At 41.8% G+C, this 15,048-nt stretch carries 20 protein-coding genes; 14 read left to right on the top strand and 6 right to left on the bottom strand.

All coding sequences use genetic code 11. The annotated features are described in order from the left end of the window. Together GGQ95_RS18580 and GGQ95_RS18575 are read left to right on the top strand one after the other, a co-directional pair. The coding region (locus tag GGQ95_RS18580; protein ID WP_221212001.1) for a transposase at positions 1-475 on the top strand (475 nt) is incomplete at its 5' end. After that, positions 451-1,065 carry a transposase gene (locus GGQ95_RS18575; RefSeq protein WP_312856942.1) on the top strand — a complete coding sequence of 205 codons (615 nt, stop codon included), beginning with the start codon at positions 451-453 and terminating at the stop codon, positions 1,063-1,065. The genes GGQ95_RS18580 and GGQ95_RS18575, both read left to right, overlap by 25 nt. Here GGQ95_RS18575 and motB read toward each other — a convergent pair. The 3 genes from motB to pssA all read right to left on the bottom strand — a co-directional run bounded on the left by motB (position 989) and on the right by pssA (position 3,396). After that, the gene (motB, locus tag GGQ95_RS05925) at positions 989-1,738 is read right to left on the bottom strand and encodes a flagellar motor protein MotB (protein ID WP_183186472.1); all 750 of its coding nucleotides are present in this window, start codon (positions 1,736-1,738) and stop codon (positions 989-991) included. The genes GGQ95_RS18575 and motB overlap by 77 nt on opposite strands. Beyond that, positions 1,731-2,522 (bottom strand): flagellar motor stator protein MotA, encoded by a 792-nt coding sequence (motA, locus tag GGQ95_RS05920; RefSeq protein ID WP_066145999.1) that lies wholly within the window; start codon positions 2,520-2,522, stop codon positions 1,731-1,733. The genes motB and motA overlap by 8 nt, the downstream gene beginning before the upstream one ends. 334 nt (positions 2,523-2,856) lie before the next feature. Continuing rightward, positions 2,857-3,396, bottom strand: coding sequence for a CDP-diacylglycerol--serine O-phosphatidyltransferase (pssA, locus tag GGQ95_RS05915; protein WP_044744597.1), 540 nt, complete (start codon positions 3,394-3,396; stop codon positions 2,857-2,859). A gap of 123 nt (positions 3,397-3,519) precedes the next feature. On the opposite strand from pssA, the gene GGQ95_RS05910 reads away from it, so the two are divergent. Next, on the top strand, positions 3,520-4,299 hold the full coding sequence (locus GGQ95_RS05910) for a phosphatidylserine decarboxylase (protein ID WP_066145995.1): 780 nt from the start codon (positions 3,520-3,522) through the stop codon (positions 4,297-4,299). A 30-nt stretch (positions 4,300-4,329) separates the two neighbouring features. On the opposite strand, the gene GGQ95_RS05905 is transcribed toward GGQ95_RS05910, so the two are convergent. Continuing rightward, positions 4,330-4,470: a sporulation histidine kinase inhibitor Sda gene (locus tag GGQ95_RS05905; RefSeq protein WP_063504925.1), complete on the bottom strand. Its 141-nt coding sequence runs from the start codon at positions 4,468-4,470 to the stop codon at positions 4,330-4,332. 340 nt (positions 4,471-4,810) lie between these two features. On the opposite strand from GGQ95_RS05905, the gene GGQ95_RS05900 reads away from it, so the two are divergent. From GGQ95_RS05900 to GGQ95_RS05865, 8 genes are read left to right on the top strand one after another with little or no spacing between them, the layout of a single operon-like run. Further along, on the top strand, positions 4,811-5,326 hold the full coding sequence (locus tag GGQ95_RS05900; protein WP_066145991.1) for a YqeG family HAD IIIA-type phosphatase: 516 nt from the start codon (positions 4,811-4,813) through the stop codon (positions 5,324-5,326). A 4-nt stretch (positions 5,327-5,330) separates the two neighbouring features. After that, positions 5,331-6,428 carry a ribosome biogenesis GTPase YqeH gene (gene yqeH / locus GGQ95_RS05895; protein WP_183186471.1) on the top strand — a complete coding sequence of 366 codons (1,098 nt, stop codon included), beginning with the start codon at positions 5,331-5,333 and terminating at the stop codon, positions 6,426-6,428. A 26-nt stretch (positions 6,429-6,454) separates the two neighbouring features. Beyond that, positions 6,455-7,297 carry a shikimate dehydrogenase gene (aroE, locus tag GGQ95_RS05890; protein ID WP_080862277.1) on the top strand — a complete coding sequence of 281 codons (843 nt, stop codon included), beginning with the start codon at positions 6,455-6,457 and terminating at the stop codon, positions 7,295-7,297. Then, positions 7,291-7,584, top strand: a complete 294-nt coding sequence (gene yhbY, locus GGQ95_RS05885; RefSeq protein WP_066145982.1) for a ribosome assembly RNA-binding protein YhbY — start codon at positions 7,291-7,293, stop codon at positions 7,582-7,584. Before aroE ends, yhbY begins: the two co-directional genes overlap by 7 nt. Positions 7,585-7,614: 30 nt before the next feature. Beyond that, positions 7,615-8,187: a nicotinate-nucleotide adenylyltransferase gene (locus tag GGQ95_RS05880; protein ID WP_066145979.1), complete on the top strand. Its 573-nt coding sequence runs from the start codon at positions 7,615-7,617 to the stop codon at positions 8,185-8,187. Next, positions 8,174-8,743: a bis(5'-nucleosyl)-tetraphosphatase (symmetrical) YqeK gene (gene yqeK / locus GGQ95_RS05875; protein ID WP_066145975.1), complete on the top strand. Its 570-nt coding sequence runs from the start codon at positions 8,174-8,176 to the stop codon at positions 8,741-8,743. Before GGQ95_RS05880 ends, yqeK begins: the two co-directional genes overlap by 14 nt. Before the next feature lie 4 nt (positions 8,744-8,747). After that, the gene (gene rsfS, locus GGQ95_RS05870) at positions 8,748-9,104 is read left to right on the top strand and encodes a ribosome silencing factor (protein WP_044744590.1); all 357 of its coding nucleotides are present in this window, start codon (positions 8,748-8,750) and stop codon (positions 9,102-9,104) included. Then, complete coding sequence (locus tag GGQ95_RS05865) at positions 9,101-9,844, top strand: class I SAM-dependent DNA methyltransferase (RefSeq protein WP_066145969.1); 744 nt, start codon at positions 9,101-9,103, stop codon at positions 9,842-9,844. Before rsfS ends, GGQ95_RS05865 begins: the two co-directional genes overlap by 4 nt. A gap of 309 nt (positions 9,845-10,153) precedes the next feature. On the opposite strand, the gene comER is transcribed toward GGQ95_RS05865, so the two are convergent. Further along, on the bottom strand, positions 10,154-10,975 hold the full coding sequence (gene comER, locus GGQ95_RS05860; protein WP_066145965.1) for a late competence protein ComER: 822 nt from the start codon (positions 10,973-10,975) through the stop codon (positions 10,154-10,156). Positions 10,976-11,080: 105 nt separating this feature from the next. Between comER and GGQ95_RS05855 the strand changes: the two genes are divergently transcribed. From GGQ95_RS05855 to GGQ95_RS05845, 3 genes are all read left to right on the top strand, one after another. Then, a complete protein-coding gene (locus GGQ95_RS05855; RefSeq protein WP_066145962.1) occupies positions 11,081-11,695 on the top strand; it encodes a helix-hairpin-helix domain-containing protein in 615 nt (204 codons plus the stop codon). Positions 11,696-11,765: 70 nt separating this feature from the next. Next, positions 11,766-12,215: a ComE operon protein 2 gene (locus GGQ95_RS05850; RefSeq protein WP_066145960.1), complete on the top strand. Its 450-nt coding sequence runs from the start codon at positions 11,766-11,768 to the stop codon at positions 12,213-12,215. A 69-nt stretch (positions 12,216-12,284) separates the two neighbouring features. Then, the gene (locus GGQ95_RS05845; protein WP_183186470.1) at positions 12,285-14,576 is read left to right on the top strand and encodes a DNA internalization-related competence protein ComEC/Rec2; all 2,292 of its coding nucleotides are present in this window, start codon (positions 12,285-12,287) and stop codon (positions 14,574-14,576) included. Between the two features lie 203 nt (positions 14,577-14,779). Here the strand turns inward: GGQ95_RS05845 and GGQ95_RS05840 are convergent, their stop codons facing one another. Beyond that, a complete protein-coding gene (locus GGQ95_RS05840) occupies positions 14,780-14,914 on the bottom strand; it encodes a YqzM family protein (RefSeq protein WP_044744584.1) in 135 nt (44 codons plus the stop codon). Between the last annotated feature and the right edge of the window lie 134 nt (positions 14,915-15,048).

Below are 15,048 nucleotides of genomic sequence, written 5' to 3'. Positions count from 1 at the left end.
TTTACCTCGACTAGCCAAATACAAGGAGCAGAACGAAATCTTTGGCGATCGTAACAGCTATTCAAAAACGGATAAAGACGCAACTTTTATGCGAATGAAAGAAGATCATATGAAAAATGGTCAACTGAAGCCAGGGTATAATGTGCAAATCGGGACAGAGAATCAGTTTATCTTGTTTTATACCATTCATCAACGACCAACCGATACACGTTGCTTTATCCCACATTTGGAGAAGCTAGCGTCCACTTCATTACCGATGCCCAAAACAGTCATTGCAGATGCAGGATATGGCAGTGAAGAAAACTATGTATATGCGATTGGTGATGAGAAAGAGCCTCGATTTGATTTTCTCATTCCTTATGGATCCTATGTACAAGAACAGACACGCAAATACAAAAAGGACATTAAAATGCGAAAAACTGGACCTATTGTGAGCAAGATGATTGTTTTATTTGCCCGAATGGAAGGAAAGTAACATTTAAAAAATATCAAAACCAAAAGAATCCATCTGGTTATGAACAAAGCTTCAAAATATACGAATGTGAAGATTGTACAGATTGCCCATTAAAAGCGAAATGCACGAAGGCGAAGGGCAATCGTCAAGTTCACTGGAATACCGTCTTCGAAGAAATGAAAGCGAAGGCAAAAACAGCCCTTGAATGTGAAGAGAAAGCCGCCATCTACGCTCGGCGCAAAGTCGAAGTAGAAAGTGTGTTCGGTCACATCAAGGGCAATCGGTCGTTCCGCAGATTTTCATTGCGGGGTCTCGACAAGGTACATGTCGAGTTTGGAATTGTGGCGTTAGCCCACAACATACTGAAAGTAGCAGGCATCCGCCAGCTACTTTCGAAGAAAAATCGAAAAAATACAAAAGCAAGTGGAGAAAAACGGCTCGTTTTTCTCCACTTGTTTCATTTTAGGGACTTATCAGACAGCCCCTTTTTCATCTATTTCCTGAGCTTTGGGACAGAGCTCAGGAATGAGAAGTCTAGTTGGCTGTTGTGTTTGGCGCAATTAAAATCTCGACGCGTCGGTTTTTCATGCGCCCCTCTGGAGTACCATTAGATGCCACCGGTTTAAACTCGCCATAGCCTTTGGCGCTGAATAAGCGGGGATCGAGCTGTTTGTTTTCTAATAGCAGCTTCATAAAGTTGACAGCCCTCATGACGCTTAGCTCCCAGTTGGATGAAAAGTTGGAGTTGCGGATCGGCACATTGTCTGTATGGCCGCTAACGATAATGTTGCGCGGCGGATTCATGACAAGCAGCCGAGAAATTTCTGATGCGATTTGTCGGTCTTGCGGCCTTACTTCAGCGCTTCCAGAGTCAAATAAAACATCGTTTAAAATGGTGACCAACAATCCTTCTTCCGTTAGCGTTGTTTTTAGTTCACCTTGCAAATGCTGCTGTTCGATATATTGATTAATTTTTGCTTGAATTTGCTGCAGCTCTTTCTGTTCATTTTTCGCTTGTTGATTTTTCGTTAGTTTTTCCTTATCTGGCAGCGATGTTTGGGGATTGTCCTGCTCTACAGGGCTTGGGAAATCCAAGACTCCTGCTCCGCCCGATAAAGCGCTGCTGAAGGAGCGGGCGATCTCTTGGAATTTTTTTTGATCGATCTGGCTGCTTGCGAATAAAACGATAAAAAGCGCAAGCAGTAATGTCAAAAGATCGGCATAAGGAATCAGCCATGATTCATTAATATGGTCATCATGCTGCGACTTCTTTTTTTTACTCATCTTTTGCCTCTCCCTGCTCCATTAATTTTTTTCGTTCTTTTTCTGGGAGGTAGGACGCTAATTTTTGTTCGATTGAGCGAGGCGCCTGTCCTTCTAAAATGGACAACACTCCTTCAATCATGACTTGTCTGACTTTTACCTCTTCCTTCGATTTTTGTTTTAGCTTGTTAGCGAATGGGTGCCATAATACATATCCGGTAAAAATCCCTAATAGTGTCGCAACGAATGCGGCACTGATAGCGTGTCCGAGCTCGGTTACATTGTCCATATTTCCCAAAGCTGCGATCAATCCGACCACTGCCCCCAATACTCCAAGCGTCGGAGCATATGTACCTGCTTGCGTAAAAATAGCGGCATTCGCTTGATGACGTTCCTCCATAGCCGCAATTTCTTCAGACATGACATCGCGAATAAAGTCTTGCGTTTGCCCGTCAATCGCAAGGCTGAGTCCGTTACGTAAAAACGGATCATCGATTTCGGCGACTTTTGCTTCGAGTGCCAGTAATCCTTCACGGCGTGCGATATTCGCCCATTCAACAAACAAAGGGATCAACTCTTCAATAGTTGGAATCTTTTGTTCCTTAAAAATGACGCCAAACAGCTTAGGAAGCCGTTTAATGTCACGCATAGGGAAAGCAATTGTCACAGCAGCTGCCGTCCCGACAATGATAATGAGAAAAGCAGCTGGATTCAGCAAAACGCTTGGGCTGACTCCTTTAAAATACATTCCGAACCCTACCGCAATAATACCAAGAATAATGCCGATAATTGTCGTTTTATCCAAAATAACCCCTCCATTACTTGCTCAAAATGCTATGATGATTGCTTCGTCTTTGCTCGACACATATGATGTATTCAAATTTATCATATAATTAATGCAATAGCTTGAAAAGAGAATTTAGTATGAAACTTAAAAAATATGTAAGATCATGTTGAAAAATGATGATAAAAGCAGTCGGTTTTTTTACAAAAGATGTAAATGACAGAAAGTATCCGAATGCTTCTGTGAAGCGGTTCGCTGGTTGACATGGGAACGGCAAAAGTTTAAATAGCGGGAAAGGGAGAACCTGTCTCTGGATTTCAAAAAAAAAGCTGCCCAAGGAGATTGGGCAGCAAATTTACATTTTTTTGAGCTTAAAGGTTCCAACCATGAGAAAAGATAAAATCATGATTAGGAAAATAAAAAATTGTGGTGGGAAATAGTGGATCGTTAAATAACTCAAGGTGAGAAGCACACCAGCTGCTGTGATAGGCAAGCCGGAAAAATAGCCGTTATTTTCGGTAATATTAAATCGCGCCAAACGAAATGCCCCGCAGCCGATATATAAAATCGTAAAAAACGCGCCAGGCGCTCCAAAATCGTGCAATAAACTTTGGTAAATCAATAGTGCAGGAGCGACTCCAAATGATATAATATCACTCATTGAGTCCAACTGTTTGCCGAGCTCAGATTCAATATGAAGCTTCCGAGCTACCGTTCCGTCAAAGCGGTCAGCGAGTGCTGCCAAAAAAATGAGCAACAGGCTGGCATTTAATTGTCCTTTCATCGTGAATATAACGGATAAGCCTCCCAAGGCAAGATTCGTTAATGTTAATATGTTAGCGGTGTGTGTTTTTAGTTTCTTTAGCGTGTGATCCAGATAATCCGATAAAAACATTTCTCCTCACTCCTTTTCAACTATGGAACGGAACGACAAATATACACTTCCCATTATAATCATTTTATTTATAATATGGGAAGTAGTAAAACATGATTTTACATAAAATTGGAGGGAATCTGGTTGTTAAAATGGTTATATCGCTTCATGATTGAATTAACAAATCATGCAGTTTCTTCAAAATTCATTGCTTTTTTTACCAAATCACGGTTAAGTGCTTGGTTAATACCATCCTATGCAAAAATATATCGAATTAATCAAGAGGAGATGGAAAAAAGCTTAAATCACTACAAAACGCTTCAACAATTATTTATTCGCAAGCTAAAAGAAGGAGCAAGACCGATTGATGAAGCGGAAGACAGCATCATTAGCCCGGTGGATGCGGTTATTGAAGATATTGGAATCATCAGTGAACAAAAAGATATCACTGTGAAAGGAAAGCAGTATTCAATTCCAGAAATGCTGGGAAGTGATGCTCTAGCTGAAAAATATTTAAACGGACTCTTTGTTATTTTATATTTGAGCCCAAGTCATTATCATCGAATTCATAGCCCAATATCTGGTGTTGTAACTCGCCAATGGTCACTTGGCGCAAAATCCTATCCTGTGAATCGGCTTGGTCTAAAATATGGAAGGCGACCGCTATCGAAAAACTACCGAATGATTACAGAGGTGAACTCAGATGGTAAGCATGTGGCCATTGTGAAGGTAGGGGCTATGTTTGTCAATAGCATAGAGCTTACTCATCCTCACGATCAATTGATTAAAGGACAAGAAATGGCCTATTTCTCATTTGGTTCGACCGTTGTTTTATTATTTGAAAAAGATAGCGTGGAGATCGATTCGCGAATGACGGTCCCGATGGCCATTAAAGTAGGAGAACGAATCGGATTTTGGAAATAAAAATAAAAAAAGAGCCTGATGGCTCCGTTATTATGATGAAAGCTTGATTTTATGTCCTAATGAGCGTCGGAGAATTTCTCTTTCAATCATTTCAATAAACTCAGGGCTTAGCTTAAGCTCCTTCGCTTTATAATACGATTCGATAAGCAAATCGTCCGGTAAACGCTTCATGGTGAGAAACCTCCTTTAACAATGGTATAAAAGTAACAACCAATACATATAATGGTAAGTTATCTTTCCTATACTTTACCACGATTATGCATAGAGAACAATCGTTCTATTATCCACAACAAACAGTGGATAATATGTGGAAAAGTTGTTTATAAACATTAAAAAGCATTATAGATGGCTTGTGAATGATGTGAGTAAACTTATCCACAACTTGAAGATATGAAGAATTTTGTCGAAAAATTTTTTAGGTTTGTATATATTTGTCAAAGTTTGTTTTGAAACTGGCACAAAAATTATGTATGATGAGGGAAGCTGGAAGAGAAACGAAAGGTGTGGGAAAATGCTTCAATATTTTTTGCCGAATGAATATGTCAAAAGTGTTCTTGACATCACTCCAGATGAATTAAAGCAAAAAGGAATCAAAGGAATTATCACCGATCTCGACAACACGCTGGTGGAATGGGATCGCCCGGCTGCGACGCCACAGCTTATCAAATGGTTTGCGGAAATGAAAAAACACGGCATTCAGATTGTGATCGTGTCTAATAATAATGAAAATAGAGTGAGAGCGTTCGCAGCTCCTCTTGAGATCCCTTTTATTTTTGCAGCGCGGAAACCTATGGTTCGAGCGTTTCGCCAAGCTTTGCGGGAAATGAATTTGAAAAAGGAGGAAGCGGTTGTCATCGGCGATCAATTGTTGACTGACATACTGGGTGGAAACCGGCTTGGCATGCATACGATTTTAGTGGTACCTGTAGCGCAAACCGATGGATTTTGGACGAGATTTAATCGAAAAATCGAACGAAAGCTGTTAGAGATGATGAAACGAAAAGGAATGGTTTATTGGGAGGAATGAGAAGATGATTCATTGTATTGGTTGCGGAGTGCTGATTCAGACAGAAGATCAAAATAAAATAGGCTATGCCCCTCCTGCCGCTTTGGAAAAGGAAGAGGTCATTTGCCAGCGTTGTTTTCGACTCAAGCATTATAATGAAATTCAAGATGTCTCTTTGACAGATGATGATTTTTTGAAAATTTTGCATGGAATTGGCCAATCGAATGCATTAGTTGTAAAAATTGTTGATATTTTTGATTTTAACGGCAGCTGGTTGCCAGGGCTGCATCGTTTTGTTGGACGCAATAATCCGATTTTGCTTGTCGGCAACAAAGTAGACTTGCTTCCGAAATCTGTTAAATACAATAAGCTTGTGCAATGGATGAAAGCATCTGCAAAGGAACTAGGGCTTCAGCCGCTAGATGTGTGCTTAATCAGCGCTGCGAAAGGAATCGGCATCAAGAAAGTGATGGAAGCGATAGAGAAGCATCGTTCCGGCAAAGACGTATACGTAGTCGGCTGTACCAATGTGGGCAAATCGACATTTATTAATCGCCTGATTAAAGAGGCGACAGGTAAAGGAAGTGTCATTACAACCTCATATTTTCCAGGCACAACGCTAGACTTGATCGAGATACCGCTTGATGATGGGGCCATGCTTTATGATACTCCTGGGATTATCAATCAGCACCAAATGGCGCACTATGTTGATAAAAAAGACTTAAAAAAGATTACTCCGAAGCGGGAAATTCATCCAAAGGTGTACCAAGTCAACGAACAGCAGACCCTATTTTTTGGGGGACTGGCTCGGCTTGATTATGTAAAAGGAGGACGGCGCTCGTTTGTATGTTATTTTTCCAATGAATTACTGATTCATCGAACAAAAATAGAAAAGGCCGATGAGCTTTATGAGAAACAAAAAGGGGATTTGCTGCAGCCGCCGCGAAAAAGCTATGCAGAGGAGTTTCCTTCTTTAGTTGCCCACTCGTTTACCATTAAAGAGCCAAAAACGGATATTGTTTTTTCTGGACTAGGCTGGGTGACGTGCAACGAGCCGGGAGCTCATGTCGTCGCACATGTGCCAAAAGGTGTGAACGTGCTGCTTAGGAAATCGCTGATTTAATTTCGTTGTTTTAGGGGGAGAAGAAAATGAAACAACTTTATGGAGTGATTGGTTGCCCTGTGCATCATTCATTGTCGCCGCTAATGCACAATGGCGTTTTTCAGCAATTGGGAATAGAGGCTTATTACCATGCCTTTCATGTTGAAAAAGATCAGCTTCCAGCGGCTATCCAAGGTCTAAAAGCGCTCGGTATTGCAGGAGCAAACGTCACGATTCCGCACAAAACAGCGGTTATGCCGCTGCTTGATGAAATTGATGAGATGGCCCAGCGCATTGGGGCTGTCAATACGATTGTTAATGAAAACGGACGGTTAATCGGCTATAATACAGATGGCCCTGGCTTTGTGCGAGCTCTTTGTGAAGAAACAAAGACCGTCATTAAAGGAAAACGGATTTTGCTCGTTGGAGCAGGGGGAGCGGCCAGAGGCATTTATTTTGCATTAGCTAGTGAACAGGCGGCACGAATTGATATTTGCAACCGGACAAGAAGTACCGCTACGCAACTCATCGAGGAAGCAGATGTCTCAATTGACTCATCTGTTTATTCAATCGAGGAAGCGGAAAAACATCTTGATGAATATGAGATCATCATTAATACGACTCCTGTCGGCCTTTATCCGAACGTTGAAGCGATGCCGCTATCGCTTGATCGCTTAGAAGCCGATACGGTTGTAAGTGACATTATTTACAATCCATTGGAAACAAAGTGGCTGCAAGAGGCGCGACAGAAACGTGCCATTGTGCAAAATGGGGTTGGGATGTTTATTTATCAAGGAGCGTTGGCATTTGAAAAATGGACGGGAATCTTTCCTGATGTCAAACGCATGAAACAAATCGTGATTCAACAGCTAGGAGGAAGCGTATGTTAACAGGTAAGCAAAAACGGTTTTTACGTGCAAAGGCCCATCATTTAAAGCCGATTTTTCAAGTGGGAAAAGGTGGAGTCGGCGAAAATATGATCAAACAAATCATCGATGCGTTAGAAGCGCGTGAGCTTATTAAAGTAAGTGTGCTGCAAAACTGCGAGGAGGATAAAGACACAGTAGCGACGCAACTGGCCAATGGAGCAGGAGCAGACATTGTACAAACGATAGGTAATACCATTGTGCTTTATAAAGAATCAAAAGAAAACAAACAAATCATTTTGCCTCGCTGAAAATACCCAGCTCACTAAGGAGAGGGGAAAATGAGTAAAATTGGAATTTTTGGAGGAACTTTTGATCCGCCGCATAATGGACATTTGCTAATGGCGAATGAAGTGTTGCAGGCATTAGATCTATCAGAAATTTGGTTTATGCCCAATCGGATTCCTCCACATAAGCATTATGAACAAATAACAGATAGCGCCGATCGACTTCATATGCTTGAGCTAGCCATTAGCGATCATCCACAATTTAAAATTGAAACGATCGAATTGCAAAGGGAAGGCCCATCCTATACGTATGATACTATCTGTCAACTCAAGGAACTGTATCCTAAGCATCAATTTTATTTTATTATCGGGGCGGACATGGTAGAATATTTGCCGAATTGGTATCGGATCCATGAGCTGGCTCATCTGGTGACATTTGTTGGGGTCGGACGTCCGGGCTTTTCGCTTCGCACATCCTATCCATTAATCGAGGTAGAGAGTCCGGAATTCGCTGTTTCTTCTTCGCTTATTCGCGAACGTGTGAGGGAAGGAAAAAGTATTCGATACTTAGTGCCAGAGCGCGTCAGATTGTATATTGAGGGGAAGGGATTATATGAATCGTCATGAAGCGTTGGAGATTGTAAAAAAACAGTTGACTGAACATCGCTATGAGCACACGATCGGCGTAATGGAAACCGCGATTGAACTAGCCCGGCGTTATGGAGAAGATGAAAAGAAAGCTGAATTGGCTGCGATTTTTCACGATTATGCGAAGTTTCGTCCAAAAGAGGAAATGAAACAAATCATTTTAGAGCAAAATATGCCCAAAGATTTACTTTCGTATCATTCTGAGCTTTGGCATGCGCCAGTTGGTGCTTATTTAGTGCGAACAGAAGTAGGGATTGAGGATGAGGAAATTTTAAACGCGATTCGCTATCATACATCTGGCCGTGCGGAAATGACCTTGCTTGATAAAATTGTTTATGTGGCAGATTATATTGAACCTGGCCGCATTTTTTCAGGAGTCGATGAGGTGCGCGAGCTGGCGCGGAAGGATTTGGATCAGGCGCTGATCCGGGCTTTACAAAATACGATTCAATTTCTGCTGAAAAAAAATCAACCGATTTATCCCGATACCATTTATACGTATAATGCGCTCATAATCAACAAGAAGGGGGAATGAAAAAATGACGGAACGCGATATTTTACGAATGGCCATTCAAGCGGCTGATGAGAAAAAAGCTGAAAATATTATTGCTTTAAATATGAAAGGAATTTCTCTTGTCGCGGATTATTTTATGATCTGCCACGGGAACTCCGAAAAGCAGGTACAGGCGATTGCGCGGGAAATTAAAGAAAAAGCGGAAGAACATCAAATTCCAGTGAAACGCTTAGAAGGCTTTGATGAAGCTAAATGGGTGCTGGTGGATTTAGGCGATGTCGTTGCTCATGTGTTTCATAAAGAAGATCGCCTATACTACAATTTAGAACGGCTTTGGGGAGATGCTCCATTTGAGGACGTAGCGAGTGATTTGGCGCGATGACATATGAATCGTTTGCTTATTGGTATGATGAGTTAATGAAGGAAGCGCCATATGATAAATGGAAGGAATTTGTCAATAAAAAAGTTGAACAATATGGGCGCAAAGGCACAAAAAGGCTGCTTGATGTTGGATGTGGAACAGGAGAGTTGGCGGTTCGTCTAGCTCAATCTGGCTTTTCTGTGACCGGTGTAGATCAATCAGAAAACATGCTCGCCATTGCACAAACAAAAGCGGAGCAGCATCATGTGCATATCGAGTTTTTTGAGCAGGATATGAGGGATTTAAATGGATTTTCTCCTTTTGATGCCGTGCTGATTTTTTGCGATTCCCTTAATTATCTGCCAACAGAGCAGGATGTTCAGCAAACCTTCCGCCGTATCTATGAGCTTTTGCATAAAGATGGCTTGCTATTATTTGACGTTCATTCTATTTATAAAATGGATCATATTTTTCAAGATGCGGTTTTTGCAAGCAATGATGAATCGATCAGCTATATATGGCTGTGTAATGCCCTAGACACTCCTCATACAGTGGTTCATGAGCTTACGTTTTTTGTCCAAGAAGAGGATGGACGTTACGAACGATATGATGAAGATCATATTCAGCGGACATTCCCAGCGTTTCAATATGAGCAATGGTTGAAGGAAGCGGGCTTTACTGTAATGGAGATCAGTGCTGATTTTACGGATCGCCCTCTCCATGATGCGGCGGAACGGCTTTTCTTTGTTGCTAAAAAATAAGCTGTCCACGGTAGAGTGGACAGCTTTTTAGTTATGACGGCTGATATTCGCAGTGCTGTTGTCTCTATGGAAGGAGGCTGATTAGGTGAGAGAACAGTATCTCTGCTTGAAATAGGAGAATTGAGAAAGCAGTTTCATCCGGAAGCTTATGATTGTGAATGATGTATTATTTTATTTTGTTTAAATGGGATTAAGGTATGCTGACGTACAGGATACAGCGCTGGGTATCACGCTTTATGGACAAATTTTTACTCAAGAATCGGTACGCTTGTCATGTTTCAGAAGGAATTTTTTGATCTTTGGCGAATTTTAATTTTGAAACTGCTGTTTAATTTTCTCAATCTCTTGATTGAATTTCGCATGTGTTCTTTCAAATACATGCTCAAACAATTCACCTAATTCCGCTTCAAGTACAGACAGCCCCTCTCCGGTAATTCCTCCTTTTACGTGTACTTTCTCCTGCAGAGTTGGAAGAGTGTACACATTCTTTTTTAGCAATTCTCCTAGCCCGATAATCATTTCGCTCGTTAAAATAGTCGCCATTTCTCTGGAAATATTCGTTTTCTCAACAGCGGCATGAATAAATCGCTGCAGTAAATAGCTGAAAAAGGCAGGACCACAGCTCGCAAGATCGGAAGCAATCCGCGTAATATCTTGTTCAATCACGCAAGGTGTAGAAATTTTTTGAAATAATTCCTTTATATATGTTTGATAATGAGACGAACAGCGATGCCCAAATGTAATAAGCGATGCTCCAGAGAGTGCGCGATTCGTAATGCTTGGAATGACCCGAACCACATGGCAAGGGACAATGGATTCGAGCTGCTGGACGGTAATAGGGCTAGTAATAGAAATGAGACAATGATCTTTTGTCCAATAAGGAGACAGCTGTTTTAAAAGGGGGTGAATATCTAATGGTTTGACACATAGTAATATCACGGTCGCACGTCTGATCACATCCTCTGGAGATGCTGCCACTTCGACCTCTGCGTGTTCCTTCTGGATGTCCAATGCTTTTTGAAGCGTGCGATTAGTCAGAATCAGCTCATTTGGGTTGACCGCTTTCGCTTCTAAAAAAGCCTCAATTAAAATTCTCCCCATATTTCCTGTGCCTATCACTCCGATTTTCACGGCTTCTCCCCCCTTCTCTGTTTATTTGGCCGATATCTGTCCTCTCAACGATATGTATGAACAAAGAGACGTTTTTATGCATCATTTTCGAAAGGGTGATGAACAATGAAATGGCTTGCGGCCAAAGAAAAAAAGCAGCGGTATATGCTCGCGCTGGCGGCTATGGCGATTGCTGCAGCATTTTTTTATCAGCAATCTCATCAAGAGAAGAGTGTTTCTCATGCACTTCCGCTGCCTTCTGAAGAACCGGAGCAAAAAGAACAAAAGGAACAAGATAGCAAGCAGCAGGATCAACCGGAAACCATTGTGGTTGACGTGAAAGGAGCGGTTGTCCATCCCGGGGTATATGAAATGCTGGAAAACGCGCGGGTAAATGATGTCATCGCTAGAGCGGGGGGATTGACAACAGAAGCAGACCAAACAAAAATCAATTTAGCTGCTAAAGCATATGACGAAATGATGATTTATGTACCTTCTAAAGGGGAAACGAGCATGCCGATATCCCCGCCTGAAGAGAAGGAGGAGAACAAGGTTGATATTAACCATGCTACTCAAGAGGAGATAGAGCAGCTAAAGGGAATCGGTCCGGCTAAAGCGGCCGCTATTATTGCTTATCGCGAGGAAAACGGTCCCTTTAAAAAAGCTGAAGATTTATTGAATGTATCAGGAATCGGTGAAAAATCTCTGGAAAGCTTAAAAGCACAAATTGTGATTCGCTAGCAAAATTGACGGTTTTTTCTTCACTCGCTAAACTAGTCTTATATGTTTATGGTTAGGGGAGAGTCAAGAAATGGAAAGGATTACTTGGGATGAGTATTTTATGGCGCAAAGCCATTTATTGGCATTGCGCAGCACATGCACACGCTTGGCGGTCGGAGCGACGATTGTGCGTGATAAACGAATTATTGCTGGAGGATATAATGGATCGATTGCTGGAGGGGCACATTGTATTGATGAAGGATGCTATGTGATTGATAATCATTGCGTCCGTACGATCCATGCAGAGATGAACGCCATTATTCAATGCGCCAAGTTTGGCGTGCCAACAGAAGGCGCTGAAATCTATGTGACGCATTTTCCTTGCCTTCATTGTTGCAAGGCGATTATTCAGAGCGGTATTCGTGCAGTCTATTATGCGACTGACTATAAAAATCATCCGTATGCACTTGAGCTTTTTCAGCAGGCAGACTTAATTGTAAAGCATGTTCCTTTTAATAAGGAGATCCTGTCTCTTTTATAAAAGCAACTGCGCTCTTCTGCCGTCTGATTTTTGCGGCGGCAGAAGGCAAGAAAAAGGAGATTTTGGATAATGAGAGGAAATGGTGTGTATGTAGCGATAGCAGCTATATGGGGAATCACAGCTGGCTATCAGCGATTATATGGGCTTCATTTCGTGATGGCGGTTTATTTGCTGTTTTTGCTAAGATATAAGCGTGATTTGCTTTCTGCATGTTTACTTGCGGCGGCCCTTTTTTATCTCTATATGATTTGGACAGAGACTCATAATCAAACCATTCTTTCGAAAAATAAAACCCATTTTTCGCTGCGCTTGATAGAGCCTCCTGTCATTGATGGCGATCAGCTGAAGGTAAAGGGAAGGACGAAGGAAAAGGAAAAGGTACAGCTTTTGTATAAAATCAATCGTGAACGCGATAAAAAAGAGCTTTTCCAACTTCGCATGGGAATGGTTTGCCGATTTGAAGGAAGATTGGAAGCTCCTGAACCCGCACGGAATTTTTTCGCTTTTGATTATCGAAAGTATTTGCGCTCCCAACAAATTCATTGGATTGTAAAACCCTCTTCCTTTTCTGTCGCTGCTTGTAAACAGACACGGCTTCATCCTGTTGAAGTGCTTCGATCGATCAGAGAAAAAGGAATGGATGAAATTAATGAGCATTTTCCTCCTGCGGTGATTGGCATTGTGCAAGCGTTAATCTTTGGCGAACGAGAAGAAATGGATGAAGATCTGCTTGAAGGGTATCAAAAGCTAGGGCTAGTGCATCTTTTGGCAATTTCTGGCTCGCATGTCACTTTGCTTGTCAGCGGCTGCTTTTATCTATGCATTCGCTTTATAACAAGAGAAGCCGCCGCGTTGCTCCTCATTCTTCTTCTTCCTTTGTACATGATCCTGACAGGCGCTTCGCCATCCGTCGTCCGCGCTTCCGTTATGGCTATGATGTTATTATGGAGCCGTTATCGGAAGTTCAACATTCCTCTTTGTGATATCCTCAGCCTTACATGCATCGTGATGGTGCTGATTCAACCATACGATTTGTTCCAGCCGGGATTTCAACTATCCTTTATTGTTTCCTTCGCGCTTATTTTATCCATGGATTGGATTGAGCAATACCGTTCATTCATGATGCGGCTTTTTGCTGCAACGTTGGTTGCACAAATCAGCTCCCTTCCGTTTTTGTTATACCATTTTTTTGAGTTTTCGCTGTTAAGCATTCCGTTGAATATGATTTTTGTTCCGCTTTATTCGTTTATAATTTTGCCGCTCTCCATCATCGCTCTTGTTGCACATTATGTTGTGGAGCCGTTGAGCTTGCCTTTTATCTATCTCCTTGAACATGTACTTGATTTTGCTAATCGCTTTGTTCAGCTTTTCGCTTCTGATCGTTCGCTTGCATTTGTTTTAGGACGGCCGTCCATGCTGCTGCTTTTATGTTATGGAATGGCGATTGTATGGGCCTTTACGCAAATGGAGCAGAAAAAATATCGCGCTTTTGGGTATGTAGTGATAGTAATTGCCTTTCATGCCGCTTTTCCATATATGAACCGCTATGGTGAGGTCGTCTTTTTGGATGTGGGGCAAGGCGACTGTATTTATATTGAATTGCCATACAGAAAGGGAGTATATCTTATTGATACGGGAGGAACGGTTCTTTTACCAAAGCAGTCATGGCAAAAGCGGAGGAGCGAGTGGCGTGTAGGCGCAAAGCTAGTTGTACCGTTTTTAAAAGCCAAAGGAATTCGCCAATTGGATCAACTCATCATTACGCATGGAGATGCCGATCATATGGGAGCGGCACCTGAAGTGATAAGAAGCATACGGGTGAAGGAGCTGGTGATTGGCAACGAAAGCCGTGCGTATTCACCATGGCAGACTGCGCTTATGGCTGGTATGAAGGATCGAAAAATGAAGATTAAAAAAGTGGAAAAAGGAGATGATTGGAAGGTAGGAGAAGCATCATTTTATGTACTGAATCCACCAAGAACGGCTCTCCCTTCTAATGATAACGATCGTTCCGTTGTATTATACGCGAAATTGGGGGGATTATCATGGCTGTTTACAGGAGACTTGGAAGCTGAAGGAGAAGGACGGCTCATTCGTGATTTTCCTCACCTTCAGGTTGATGTATTAAAAATCGGGCATCATGGAAGTGCCACATCGACCTCCGAGCCCTTTCTAAAGATGATAAAACCTCAGATTGCCATTATTTCGGTTGGCAAGAACAACCGTTACCATCATCCTCATCATGATGTAATCGCTCGGCTTAAAAAGCATGGGGTTCGAATTTTGCGAACGGATGAGCATGGAGCGATTCGCTATCGCTATACGAAAAAAGCTGGAACCTTTACTTTTATGCTGCCATAATATAGTATCACCAGCATGAGCGGCACCTTTCGCTTTAGTCCAGTTTGGCCGCATTACAACGCCATGATAAGATTATATGAATGGTTGCAGATGAGATGGACTGCAAGCAGCAGCCAATGCGTTAGGGGATAACAGAACTCGACATTTTTTTGGCATGCCGCATACAAAAAAAGAGACTGCTCTAAAAAGCAATCTCTTTTCCATCATGAACCAAAAAATTTTACTAATGTGGCGATAATGAACATAGTAGCGAAGAAGCCGAACGAAACGATGAATCCGACGCCGGAATCAACTGCATCATTGCGTTTGCTTTGTACATTTTTTTCAAATTCGTTCATGATTTACCCCTCCTCGTGCAATCATTTTTAGTATACGTCAAAAGAAAAAAAAAATCTATACAACAATTGATCATTTCCTTTGCTGACAACAGTTGACACAAATAGTTTAAGGGGCACGGGATAATATAAAAATA

Source organism: Anoxybacteroides rupiense, assembly GCF_014196195.1.
Classification (GTDB): Bacteria; Bacillota; Bacilli; order Bacillales; family Anoxybacillaceae; genus Anoxybacteroides; species Anoxybacteroides rupiense.
Note: the sequence above shows the minus strand (reverse complement) of the source record. Positions and strands in the feature narration are given on the sequence as shown.